The sequence below is a fragment of the Kitasatospora putterlickiae genome (assembly GCF_039527695.1).
GTDB classification, from domain to species: domain Bacteria; phylum Actinomycetota; class Actinomycetes; order Streptomycetales; family Streptomycetaceae; genus Kitasatospora; species Kitasatospora putterlickiae.
The window spans coordinates 2,247-14,038 of the sequence record NZ_BAAAKJ010000289.1 but is presented as its reverse complement, the minus strand read 5'-3'; the positions used below and the strand labels follow the sequence as shown (position 1 = coordinate 14,038).

The window sequence follows — 11,792 nt, the reverse complement described above, 5'->3', positions numbered from 1 at the left end:
CTGTGGGAGAGTAGGACGCCGCCGAACAATTCTTCTGGAGAAGCCCCCGCCGGTCATCGGTCGGGGGCTTCTCTGTTGTAGGGTCGACATGCAGTAGTTGCTATACGTGACAGGAGGCCCCCGGGTGGAGGTCCAGGAGACGCGGGTCCAGACCGATCGCGTCCTCACCATCCCCAACCTGCTGAGCATGGCCCGGCTGGTCGGTGTTCCGCTCTTCCTCTGGCTGATCCTCTGGCCGGTGTTCGACGGACCGAACAACGACGGTTGGGCCCTGCTGATTCTGATGCTCAGTGGCATCAGTGATTACCTGGACGGGAAGCTCGCCCGGAGGTGGGGTCAGATCAGCCGGGTCGGGCAACTGCTCGACCCGCTGGCGGACCGGCTCTATGTGTTCTCCACCCTGGTCGGCCTGACTTGGCGTGAGATCCTGCCGTGGTGGCTGACGGGGATCCTGCTGGCCCGCGAGGTGTTTATCGCGGCGCTTCTGCCGATTCTCAACCGGCACGGCTACGGGCCGTTGCAGGTGAGTTTCCTGGGGAAGGCGGCGACATTCAACCTGATGTACGCCTTTCCGCTTCTGCTGCTCGGCTCCGGTGACAGCTGGATCGCCCGGCCGGCCGAGATCGTGAGCTGGGCCTTCATCTGGTGGGGAACGGTCCTGTACTGGTGGGCCGCCATTCTGTACGCGGTGCAGGCGCGACAGATCATCCGCGGTGGCACGGGCTCCTCGGTGTCCACTGTCTGAGACGTGATCTGAGAGAATTCCCACGGCGCCACGGTGCGTCGGACGATACCTTCCGGGTAGACCCCCTCTGGAACGGTTTGATGGACCCGCAGGGCCCACCACCGCGAAGGAGGACGCACCCGTAATGAAAGCCGTTGTTATGGCAGGGGGCGAAGGCACTCGACTTCGCCCGATGACCTCCAGCATGCCGAAGCCGCTGCTTCCGGTCGCCAATAGGCCGATCATGGAGCACGTGCTTCGGCTGCTGAAGCGGCACGGTCTCTCCGATACCGTCGTGACCGTCCAGTTCCTGGCCTCACTGGTGAAGAACTACTTCGGTGACGGCGAAGAACTGGGCATGCACCTCACCTATGCGAACGAGGAGACGCCGCTAGGCACTGCGGGGAGTGTCAAGAACGCCGAGGACGCCCTCAAGGACGATTCCTTCCTGGTGATCTCCGGTGACGCGTTGACGGACTTCGACCTCTCGGAATTGATCGAGTTTCACCGCAGTAAGAACGCACTGGTCACCGTCTGTCTCACCAGGGTGCCGAATCCCCTGGAGTTCGGTATCACGATCACCGACGACGAGGGCCGGGTCGAGCGCTTCCTGGAGAAACCGACCTGGGGGCAGGTCTTCTCGGACACGGTGAACACCGGTATCTACGTGATGGAACCCGAGGTCTTCGACTACGTCGCGGCCGGCGAGTCGGTGGACTGGTCGAGTGACGTGTTCCCGCAGCTGCTCAAGGAGGGCAAGCGGGTCTACGGGTACGTGGCCGAGGGCTACTGGGAGGACGTGGGCACCCACGAGAGCTACGGCAAGGCCCAGGCGGACGTCCTGGAGGGCAAGGTCGACGTCGAGATCGACGGATTCGAGATCTCCCCGGGCGTCTGGGTGGCCGAGGGGGCCGAGGTGGACCCGGACGCGGTGCTCCGCGGTCCGCTGTACATCGGCGACTACGCCAAGGTCGAGGCCGGCGTGGAGATCCGCGAGCACACCGTGCTCGGCAGCAACGTCGTGGTGAAGCGCGGTGCCTTCCTGCACCGGGCGGTCGTCCACGACAACGTCTACGTCGGGCCGCAGAGCAATCTGCGGGGCTGCGTGGTCGGCAAGAACACCGATGTGATGCGGGCCGCGCGGATCGAGGACGGCTCGGTGATCGGGGACGAGTGCCTGGTCGGCGAGGAGTCGATCATCGCGGCCAACGTCCGGGTCTACCCGTTCAAGACCATCGAGGCCGGCGCGGTCGTCAACACCTCGGTGATCTGGGAGTCCCGGGGCCAGGAGCACCTGTTCGGGGTGCGCGGCGTCTCCGGCATCCTCAACGTCGAGATCACCCCGGAGCTGGCCGTCCGGCTGGCCGGGGCGTACGCGACGACCCTGAAGAAGGGGGCGACCGTCACCATCGCGCGTGACCACTCGCGCGGTGCGCGCGCCCTCAAGCGGGCGATGATCTCCGCCCTGCAGACCAGCGCGATCGACGTCCGGGACCTGGAGAACGTGCCGATGCCGGTGGCCCGGCAGCACACGGCGCGGGGAAGCGCCGGCGGGATCTTCCTGCGGACCACCCCGGGGGTGCCGGACTCGCTGGACATCCTGTTCTTCGACGAGCGCGGGGCCGACCTCTCCCAGGCGGGCCAGCGCAAGCTCGACCGCGTCTACGCGCGCCAGGAGTACCGCCGGGCCTTCCCCGGTGAGATCGGCGACCTCACCTTCCCGTCCAGCGTCTTCGACTCCTACGCGGGCAACCTGCTGCGGACCGTGGACACCACGGGTGTGCGGGAGGCCGGGCTGAAGGTGGTCGTGGACACCGCGCACGGCAGCGCCGGCCTCGTTCTGCCGAGCATCCTCGGTCGGCTCGGGGTGGAGGCGCTGACCGTCTCCAGCGGGCTCGACGAGGCGCGGCCCACCGAGGACGCCGAGGAACGGCGGGCGGGCCTGGCGCGGCTCGGCGAGCTGGTCGCCTCCTCGCGGGCGGCCTTCGGCGTGCGCTTCGACCCGGTGGGCGAGCGGGTGGCCTTCGTGGACGAGCTGGGCCGGGTGATCGACGACGACCGGGCGCTGCTGGTCCTGCTGGACCTGGTCGCGGCCGAGCGGCGGAGCGGGCAGGTCGCCCTGCCGGTGACGACGACCAGGATCGCCGAGCAGGTCGCGGCGTACCACGGCACCCAGGTCACCTGGACCACCACGACGCCGGACGACCTGGCCAAGGCGGCCTCCGCCGAGGGCACGGTGTTCGGCGGCGACGGGCGCGGCGGCTTCGTGGTGCCCGAGTTCAGCGGAGTGCTGGACGGGGCCGCGGCGTTCGTCCGGCTGGTCGGCCTGGTGGCCCGCACACAGCTCACGCTGAGCCAGATCGACGCGCGGATCCCGCAGGCGCACATCCGCCGGCGGGACATCGCGACGCCGTGGGCGGCCAAGGGCATGGTGATGCGCTCGGTGGTGGAGGCGGCCGGCAGCCGGCGGCTGGACACCACGGACGGGGTCCGGGTGGTCGAGGCGGACGGTCGCTGGACGCTGGTCCTGCCGGACCCGGCCGAGGCGGTCACCCACCTGTGGGCCGAGGGCCCGGACGACGCGGCGAGCGAGGCCCTGCTCGACGAGTGGGCGGCGGTGGTCGACGGCGCCGGGCGGTGAGCCCGGGGCGGGGCGGGACGGCTTCGGCCGTCCCGCCCCGCTGTCCGTTTCGGGCGGTTGGTCGCGGTCCGCCGGGTTTGGTGTGTCCGCAGCTCAGGGGGCGGGCACGGGGCCCTCGCGCGACATGGGACGATGGTCCGCATGTCATCGACGCCGGGGCAGGGTGCCAGCAGTGGACGGTACAACCGTCCGGATGCCTCGATGTCCCTGCTGACCAACGTGATGGACCACAGCCTGGACGAGGGGTACGCCGAGGCGGCGGCCGCCCGGGGCGGGGACGGGCCCTACCGGATACCCGGGACGGCGCGCGGGATGCTGACGCTGGGGGCCGGGCTGGCGCTGGTCGGCGCGGTCGTCACGGTCGGGGCGGTGAACGCGCACAAGGCGGAGCCGACGCTCGCCAAGGAGCGCGACGCCCTGATCCGCCGGATCAACGACGCCAACGGCTCCGCCGACCAGCTCCAGCAGCAGGTCCAGGGCCTGCGCCGGAAGGTCGAGAGCACCCAGCAGCAGGCGCTCGCCGCGGGCGAGGGCGACACGGCGGCGGTGGCCGGCGCGGTCGGCCTCGGCGAGGTGACCGGGCCCGGCGTGAAGCTGGTGGTGGAGGACGCGCCCGGCACCGGAGCGGGCGGCAACGTCGATCCGCGCGCCGGGCAGGGCTTCTCCAACAGCGGGCGCCTTCGCGACCGCGATCTGCAACTGGTGGTGAACGGCCTCTGGGCCTCCGGGGCGGAGGCGGTCTCGATCAACGGGCAGCGGCTCACCGCGCTCTCGGCGATCCGCGCGGCCGGTGAGGCCGTGCTGGTGGACAACCGGCCGCTGGTGCCGCCGTACACCGTCCAGGCGCTCGGGGACGGGACGCGGCTGGTGAGCGCCTTCGAGAGCGCCATGGCCGGCCAGTACCTGCGGCTGCTGCAGGAGAAGTACGGCATCAAGTCGACGATCTCGGCCCAGAAGAGCCTCACGCTGCCCGCGGCCGTCGGCGTCACGCTGCGGACCGCGCAGCCCGCCACTCCCGAGGCCTCGCCGACCGCGAGCCCGAGTGCGGGTCCGACCGCGAGCGTGAGTACGAGCCCGTCCGTGAGCCCGTCCACCAGCCCGAGCGGGAGCCCGAAGGGCAGCCCGTCCGCCGGGGCCTCGCCGTCCGCGAAGGCGAGCGGGAAGCGCTCGCCGAGCGCCTCGGCCACCAAGACCACTCCCTCCCGCCCGACCACCGCGACCACCACCGGGTCGCCCTCCGCAGCGACAGGAGCCGCTACACCGTGATTGCCGTACTGGGTCTCGTGATCGGGGTCGTCGTCGGACTCTTCGTCCAGCCCGAGGTACCCGACGCCGTGGTGCCCTACCTGCCGATCGCGGTGGTGGCGGCGTTGGACGCGGTGTTCGGCGGCGTCCGCGCGATGCTGGACGGGATCTTCGACGACAAGGTGTTCTTCGTCTCGTTCCTGTCGAACGTGGTGGTGGCGGCGCTGATCGTCTTCCTCGGCGACCAGCTGGGCGTCGGCTCGCAGCTCTCCACAGGTGTGGTCGTCGTCCTCGGCATCCGCATCTTCTCCAACGCGGCGGCGATCCGGCGTCATGTCTTCCGCGCCTGAGCCGGGCCGCGGGCGCGCGGCGGAGGAGAAAGTGGACGGATCGGCGGGAGAAGTCGTGCAGGACGAGAAGCGAGGGGAAGACCCTGCGGGCGAGGCGGCGACCGTGCCGGCCGCGCCGGCCGAGGCGGCGGCAGCGCGGGCCGGGGAGGCCGGGAAGGCCGCCGTGCGGGCCGGGTCTGACGCTGAGCCTGAGGTTGAGCCCAAGAAGGTGGAGCCCAAGGGGGAGCCCGAGGCCGAGCCCGCCCCGTCCGTCCCCCGGCGCGCCCCTGCGGTGACGCCTGCGCCCGCGCGTGCGCCTGAAGTGACGGCGGAGACGCCTGGTGCGCACTCCGGGACGCCGGCGCCCGCGGAGAAGCCGGAACCCGAGGAGGAGACGGAGGCCGAGGACGACCTGGAGGAGCCCGAGCAGGCGCCGATGTCGGTCTCGGCGCAGACCGTCGACCGGCACGCCGGACGGCGCCGGCTGATGGCCGCGCTGTGGCCGCCGAGGCTTTCGCGCGGTCAGCTGGTGGTGGCCCTGCTGCTCTTCTCGCTCGGCCTGGCGCTGGCGATCCAGGTCCGCTCCACCAACGACCACCACAGCCAGCTGCGGGGCGCGCGCCAGGAGGACCTGGTTCGCATCCTCGACGAACTGGACAGCCGCCAGCAGCGTCTCCAGCAGGAGAAGACGGAGTTGGAGCAGTCCCTGGCCAAGTTGGAGAACAGCTCCAACCAGGCCAAGGAGGCCCAGGAGCAGACCAGGAAGAAGGTGACGGAACTCGGCGTCCTCGCCGGGACCGTCCCGGCCACCGGTCCGGGCATCGTACTGACGGTCGATGATCCCCAAGGGCAGGTGAAGGCGGATATGCTGCTGGACACCCTGCAGGAACTCCGAGCGGCGGGGGCGGAGGCGATTCAGATCAACGATGTGCGCGTGGTGGTCAACACCTACTTCACGGACGTGTCCGGCGGTGTGCAGATCGACGGCGAGAAGGTCTCGGCGCCCTACCGCTTCACCGTCGTGGGGAATCCGCAGGACCTCACGCCCGCGTTGAACATTCCGGGAGGTGTCGTCCGTACCCTGGAGAGTCACCAGGCGCGCGCGACGATCTCCCAACAGCAGAAGGTCCTCGTCGACGCCCTGGTCGATCCGAAGACGCCGCAGTACGCCAAGCCGGCTCCGAAGTGACCGTCACGTTCGGAGTGCCATTCCTGCCGGCCCGATCCACGACCGGGCCCGCACCCTGTCCGAGGTTCTCACCCTGCCCCACGGGCGGGTCTGTCACACGCAAGGGGATTCGCCCGTGAGTTTCTTCTCGAAGTTGTTCGGTCGTCGCAAGGGCCGCGGCGCGGCCGCCGCGGAGGCGCCCACCGCGCTGCACCGCCGGGACGACGAGCCCGCCGTGCCGGGCATGCGCTCCGCCCCCGAGGGCGCGGAGTACGCCGAGCGTCCGCTGTTCCGGGACGGTGCCCAGTACGCGGGGAATCAGGCGGGCTACGGCGCGTCGGTTGACCCCTCCGGCGCCCCGCGCATAGGTTTCCCGGCAGGACCCTCAACCTCTGGTGGAGGGTTTGCTCCGGACCCGTACGCCGGGCACAACCCGTCGGGTGTGCCGCGCCAGGAGGCTGTGAACATGGCTGGCCCCACTCCGTGCCCCAGGTGCGGCAACCCGAACCCGGCCTCGGCGCGGTTCTGCTCCAACTGCGGTACGGCGCTGCGGGGCGGGCTGCTGCCGGAGGGGTCGGCCGAGACCACCTCGACCATCTCGATCTCCGGTCTGGAGTCCTACGACCCCAACACCACGACCGGGACCGGCACGCCGGCGCTCTCGGCCGAGGTGCTGGCCGCGATCGACGCGCTGCCCCCGGGCTCGGCCCTGCTGATCGTCCAGCGCGGCCCGAACTCCGGCAGCCGGTTCCTGCTGGACTCGGACAAGACCACGGCCGGCCGTCACCCGCAGGGCGACATCTTCCTGGACGACGTCACGGTCTCCCGCAAGCACGTGGAGTTCCGCCGGACGCCGGGCGGCGGCTTCACCGTCGCCGACGTCGGCAGCCTGAACGGCACCTACGTCAACCGGGAGCGGATCGACGAGGTCGCCCTGAACAACGGCGACGAGGTGCAGATCGGGAAGTACCGGCTGGTCTTCTTCGCCAGCCACAACCGGGGGTACTGAAACCAACGTCGGCAGGAGCCCGAGTGAGTCCGAACACCCCTTCCCCTCCTCTCGGGGCGGCCACCCCCGCGTCGTCCGGCCCCCGGCCGGACCAGGGCGCGCGGGGGGTGGTCGCGGCCCCCAGGCAGCCGGTCCGGCCNNNNGGACCACGCCGGCCCGCCGGGCGGCGGCGCGGTGGTGACGAGCTGTTGAGCATCGGCGCCGTGCTGGCCTTCCTGCGCGACGACTTCCCCGAGGTCACCATCTCCAAGATCCGCTTCCTGGAGGCGGAGGGGCTGGTGGAGCCGCAGCGCACGCCCTCGGGGTACCGCAAGTTCAGCCCGGCGGACGTCGAGCGGCTGGCCTACGTGCTGCGGATGCAACGCGACCACTACCTGCCGCTGCGGGTGATCCGCGAGCACCTCGACGCGATCGAGCGCGGCGAGACCCCGCCGGCGCTGCCCGCGGCCGCGGACACCCGGCCCGGGCCGATGGAGGAGGCGGACCGCGAGCTGAGCGCCTCGGCCGAGGCCTCCAGCGGGGTCCGGCTGGGCCGGGCCGAGCTGCTGGCGGCCGCCGAGGCGGGCGAGGCCGAGCTGGTCGAGTGGGAGTCCTACGGGCTGGTCGCGCCCGGACCGGACGGCGGCTACGACGGCGAGGCGCTGCAGGTCGCCCGGCTGGTCGCCGAGCTCGGCCGGTACGGGCTGGAACCGCGCCACCTGCGGGCCATGAAGGCCGCCGCCGACCGGGAGATCGCGCTGGTCGAGCAGGTGGTGGCGCCGCTTCGGCGGCACCGAAACCCGCAGACCAGGGCGCACGCCGAGGCGACCGCCCGGGAGCTCGCGACGCTGTCCGTCCGGCTGCACGCGGCGATGGTCCAGGCGGGCCTGCGGATCCGTTCATAACACTTACCCGTTCGTGCTCACCGCGCTGACCAGCGGCGTCGGCGCTGCGCTTTCATATCCGGGTCGGGAGCCATAGGGTTGCCTGTGTGAATGAGCTCGACGTCGTGGGTGTCCGGGTGGAGATGCCTTCCAACCAGCCGATCGTGCTGCTGCGGGAGGTCGGGGGCGATCGGTACCTGCCGATCTGGATCGGCCCCGGCGAGGCGACCGCGATCGCCTTCGCCCAGCAGGGCATGACGCCGGTGCGCCCGCTGACGCACGACCTGTTCAAGGACGTCCTGGAGGCGCTCGGCCAGCAGCTCACCGAGGTCCGGATCACCGACCTGCGCGAGGGCGTCTTCTACGCCGAGCTGGTCTTCGCCGGCGGGGTGGAGGTGAGCGCCCGGCCGTCCGACGCGATAGCGCTGGCGCTGCGCACCGGCACGCCGATCTACGGGAGCGAGGAGGTGCTCGCCGAGGCGGGCATCGCGATCCCGGACGAGCAGGAGGACGAGGTCGAGAAGTTCCGCGAGTTCCTCGACCAGGTGTCGCCGGAGGACTTCGGCGGGGGCGGCCCGCAGTAGGGCTCGGCGCGGCCCGGGGCGCTGCGGAACCGGCCGGTGGGCCGAGGTGCCGCAGGGGTTATGCCTGTTTTGCCAAAACGCGTCCACCTACCCACACTAGGGGCACGAAAAACCACTCTCCTGAGTGACGCGGTCTGTTCCGCTCGGCGTGGCGATCGTTGACGGGCCATAGGGGACTGCCTACCGTCAGGAGGGGCTGCCCGGGTGTCCGATCGCCCGCGGTCTGGGGTTGCCCGCAGCACGAGTGGACGGAGGTAGGCATGACCGGCACTGGCGATGAAGTGGCCGCGGGAGGCCTGTGCGCCGTGCACCTGCCGCGCACCACCCGAACGGTGACCGAACTGCCCCGGACGGCGGAGCTGCCGAGGATGGGCCGGTTCCCGGCGGTACAGCCGGGCCAGCCGGCCCTGGAGCGGCTCGCGCCGACGTCCGAGCTGATCGGCTACCGGGGCCCGACCGCCTGCGCGGCGGCCGGGATCACGTACCGGCAGCTGGACTACTGGGCCCGTACCGGCCTGCTGGAACCCAGCGTCCGTTCGGTGTACCCGGCGAGCAGCCAGCGGCTCTACGGCTTCCGCGACATCCTGCTGCTGAAGATCGTCAAGCGGCTGCTGGACGCCGGCGTCTCGCTGCAGAACATCCGGGTGGCGGTCGCCCATCTGCAGGCCGCCGAGATCGCCGATCTGGCCGGGCTGACGTTGATGTGCGACGGCGCGACGGTGTACGAGTGCACCACGCCCCAGCAGGTGGTCGACCTGATGAAGGGCGGCCAGGGGGTCTTCGGGATCGCGGTCGGCGCGGTCTGGCGGGAGCTGGAACTGACCCTGGCGCGGCTGCACGCGGAGCGCACGGACACCGGCGAGACGGTGGTCGGCCACGACCCGGCGGACGAGCTGGCGCAGCGGCGCAACCGGGCGGTCTAGGTCCTCTCCCAGGGCCTCGGAGTTTTCGAGCGACGCCGTGGGCCCGGACGGGGAACCGTCCGGGCCCACGGCGTCGTCGTGCCCGGTGAGTCGGGACGAGGGAGGACACGTGCGGTTCGGAACCGGGATCCCCGGCCTGCTGGCGCGCCGGTCGGTGCGGCTCGGCCTGCGGCTGCGCCGGCGGCCGGCGCAGCGGCGGCTGTTCCAGCTGGTGACGGTCGGCTGCTCGCTGGCGCTCGCGCCGAGCGCCTGGCTGTGGCTGGCGGCGGGGGACCGGGTGGGCACGGTGGCGAGCGCGCCCCGGGCCCCGGTGGCGGTGGTGTTCGGCGCCGGGCTGTACGAAGGCCGCCCCTCGCCGTACCTGGCGCACCGTCTGGACGCGGCGGCGGAGCTGTACGGGGCGGGCAAGGTCCAGGCGATCCTGGTCACCGGGGACAACAGCCGGACGGGCTACGACGAGACCAACGCGATGCGCGGGTACCTGATCGAGCACGGGGTGCCGGAGGTGCGGGTGGTCGGCGACCACGCGGGGTTCGACACCTGGGACTCCTGCACCCGGGCGCACCGGATCTTCGGAGTGGACCGGGCGGTGCTGGTGAGCCAGGACTTCCACGTCCGCCGGGCGCTGGCGCTCTGCGAGGCGGCGGGCATCGAGTCGTACGCGGTGGGGGTGCCGGAGACGCTGAACGTCAGCCGGCTGTACGGCGGGATCCGGGAGATCCCGGGGGCCGGGAAGGCGGCCCTGAACGCCTGGCTGCGGCCGGACCCGCTGTTCCTCGGCCCGCGCGAGCCGGGCATCCCGCGGGCGCTGGCGGACGCGGGGCGGCAGCAGGCGGCGCGCTGAGGCGGCGGCCGCGTTCGGCGGTGTTGCTCCGGCGGTGTTGTCGGACCCGTACGGCATGATCGCCGGGTGCGGTCATTGCCGAGCATCATCCACCTCGACATGGACGCCTTCTTCGCGTCGGTGGAGCAGGCGGCCAAGCCGAGCCTGCGCGGCAAGCCGGTGATCGTCGGCGGGCTGGGCGGGCGCGGGGTGGTCTCGACCGCCTCCTACGAGGCGCGGCGGTTCGGGGTGCACTCGGCGATGCCGATGGCGCAGGCGCGCCGGCTCTGCCCGAACGCGGCCTTCCTGACGGGCCGCTTCGAGGCGTACCGGCGGGTGAGCGAGCTGGTGATGGCGCTGCTGCGGGAGCTGTCGCCGCTGGTGCAGCCGCTGAGCCTGGACGAGGCCTTCGTCGACCTGGAGGCCGGCCCCTACGGCGCGGTGCTGGCCGAGGCGGAGCACGGCACGGGGGAGCGGATGGTGCTGGCCCTGGCGGAGGACCTGCGGGCGGACATCGAGCGGCGCACCGGGCTGACCGCCTCGGTCGGGGCGGCCGGCTCGAAGCTGATGGCCAAGATCGCCTCCGAGCAGGCCAAGCCGGACGGCCTGGTGCTGATCGAGCCGGGGCAGGAGCGGGCGGTGCTCGGACCGATGCCGGTGCGGGCGCTGCCGGGGATCGGCCCGGCCACCGAGCAGGTGCTGCGCCGGGCGGGGCTGAACACGGTGGCCGAGCTCGCCGAGGCGGGTGAGGCGGAGCTGGTGCAGCTGCTGGGGAAGGCGCACGGGGCCGGGGTGTACCAGATGTCGATAGGCCTGGACGACCGGCCGGTGGTGGCGGACCAGGACGCCAAGTCGGTCTCGGTGGAGGACACCTTCGAGGTGGACCTGGCCGACCGGGACCGGGTGCTGCGCGAGGTGGAGACCCTCGCGCTGCGCTGTGTGGGGCGGCTGCGCGGGGCCGGGCGGTCGGGGCGGACGGTGGTGCTGAAGGTCCGGCGCTTCGACTTCTCGACGCTGACCCGTTCCGAGACGCTGCGCGGTCCGACGGACGACGAGACGGTGATCGTCGAGACGGCCCGGCGACTGGCCTCGCAGGTGGACATCACGGGCGGGGTGCGGCTGCTGGGCGTCGGGGTGGCGCAGCTGGCCGACTACACCCAGGAGGACCTGTTCGCGCAGGCCGTCCGGGAGGAGGCGGAGGCCGCGGCGGCGGGGGCCGGGGTGGAGGAGGAGCCGGAGGCGGTCGAGGAGGAGGCCGCGGTGGTGCGTCGCTGGCTGCCGGGACAGGACGTGCGGCACGCGGAGCACGGGCCGGGGTGGGTGCAGGGCAGCGGGGTGGGGCGGGTGACGGTGCGCTTCGAGACGCCCTGGAGCGGGCCGGGGCGGGTGCGGACCTTCGCGGTGGAGGACCCGGCGCTGGAGCCGTCCCGGCCGCTGCCGCTGCGCGAGGGGTGGCCCGCGGCGGAGGACTGACGCGAAGCGG

At 72.1% G+C, this 11,792-nt stretch carries 11 protein-coding genes; all 11 read left to right on the top strand.

From position 1 onward, the window contains the following. Positions 1 to 124 precede the first annotated feature (124 nt). The 11 genes from clsA (at position 125) to ABD308_RS28160 (ending at position 11,782) form a co-directional block, all read left to right on the top strand. A complete protein-coding gene (gene clsA, locus ABD308_RS28210) occupies positions 125 to 745 on the top strand; it encodes a cardiolipin synthase ClsA (RefSeq protein WP_344340342.1) in 621 nt (206 codons plus the stop codon). Between the two features lie 124 nt (positions 746 to 869). Then, positions 870 to 3,365 (top strand): sugar phosphate nucleotidyltransferase, encoded by a 2,496-nt coding sequence (locus tag ABD308_RS28205; protein ID WP_344340340.1) that lies wholly within the window; start codon positions 870 to 872, stop codon positions 3,363 to 3,365. A 201-nt stretch (positions 3,366 to 3,566) separates the two neighbouring features. Beyond that, entirely contained in the window at positions 3,567 to 4,631 is a 1,065-nt protein-coding gene (locus ABD308_RS28200; protein ID WP_344340338.1) for a DUF881 domain-containing protein, read from the top strand. Next, the gene (locus tag ABD308_RS28195) at positions 4,628 to 4,960 is read left to right on the top strand and encodes a small basic family protein (RefSeq protein WP_344340336.1); all 333 of its coding nucleotides are present in this window, start codon (positions 4,628 to 4,630) and stop codon (positions 4,958 to 4,960) included. The genes ABD308_RS28200 and ABD308_RS28195 overlap by 4 nt, the downstream gene beginning before the upstream one ends. A gap of 208 nt (positions 4,961 to 5,168) precedes the next feature. Continuing rightward, positions 5,169 to 6,128, top strand: coding sequence for a DUF881 domain-containing protein (locus tag ABD308_RS28190; RefSeq protein ID WP_425554870.1), 960 nt, complete (start codon positions 5,169 to 5,171; stop codon positions 6,126 to 6,128). Positions 6,129 to 6,243: 115 nt separating this feature from the next. Beyond that, positions 6,244 to 7,116 (top strand): double zinc ribbon and FHA domain-containing protein, encoded by an 873-nt coding sequence (locus tag ABD308_RS28185; RefSeq protein ID WP_344340333.1) that lies wholly within the window; start codon positions 6,244 to 6,246, stop codon positions 7,114 to 7,116. Between the two features lie 188 nt (positions 7,117 to 7,304). Further along, positions 7,305 to 8,000, top strand: a complete 696-nt coding sequence (gene ftsR, locus ABD308_RS28180; protein WP_344340331.1) for a transcriptional regulator FtsR — start codon at positions 7,305 to 7,307, stop codon at positions 7,998 to 8,000. An 86-nt stretch (positions 8,001 to 8,086) separates the two neighbouring features. Further along, the gene (locus ABD308_RS28175; protein WP_030062493.1) at positions 8,087 to 8,563 is read left to right on the top strand and encodes a bifunctional nuclease family protein; all 477 of its coding nucleotides are present in this window, start codon (positions 8,087 to 8,089) and stop codon (positions 8,561 to 8,563) included. A gap of 260 nt (positions 8,564 to 8,823) precedes the next feature. Continuing rightward, a complete protein-coding gene (locus ABD308_RS28170; RefSeq protein ID WP_344340317.1) occupies positions 8,824 to 9,486 on the top strand; it encodes a MerR family transcriptional regulator in 663 nt (220 codons plus the stop codon). Positions 9,487 to 9,625: 139 nt separating this feature from the next. Then, positions 9,626 to 10,330, top strand: coding sequence for a SanA/YdcF family protein (locus ABD308_RS28165; RefSeq protein WP_425554869.1), 705 nt, complete (start codon positions 9,626 to 9,628; stop codon positions 10,328 to 10,330). 66 nt (positions 10,331 to 10,396) lie between these two features. Further along, the gene (locus ABD308_RS28160; protein WP_344340315.1) at positions 10,397 to 11,782 is read left to right on the top strand and encodes a DNA polymerase IV; all 1,386 of its coding nucleotides are present in this window, start codon (positions 10,397 to 10,399) and stop codon (positions 11,780 to 11,782) included. Positions 11,783 to 11,792 lie beyond the last annotated feature (10 nt).

What these genes read in the sequence shown, in the direction of transcription:
- ABD308_RS28200 (WP_344340338.1), top strand. Translation starts at nt 3,567, where the DNA reads ATGTCCCTGCTGACCAACGTGATGGACCACAGCCTGGACGAGGGGTAC.
- ABD308_RS28170 (WP_344340317.1), top strand. Translation starts at nt 8,824, where the DNA reads ATGACCGGCACTGGCGATGAAGTGGCCGCGGGAGGCCTGTGCGCCGTG.
- ABD308_RS28205 (WP_344340340.1), top strand. Translation starts at nt 870, where the DNA reads ATGAAAGCCGTTGTTATGGCAGGGGGCGAAGGCACTCGACTTCGCCCG.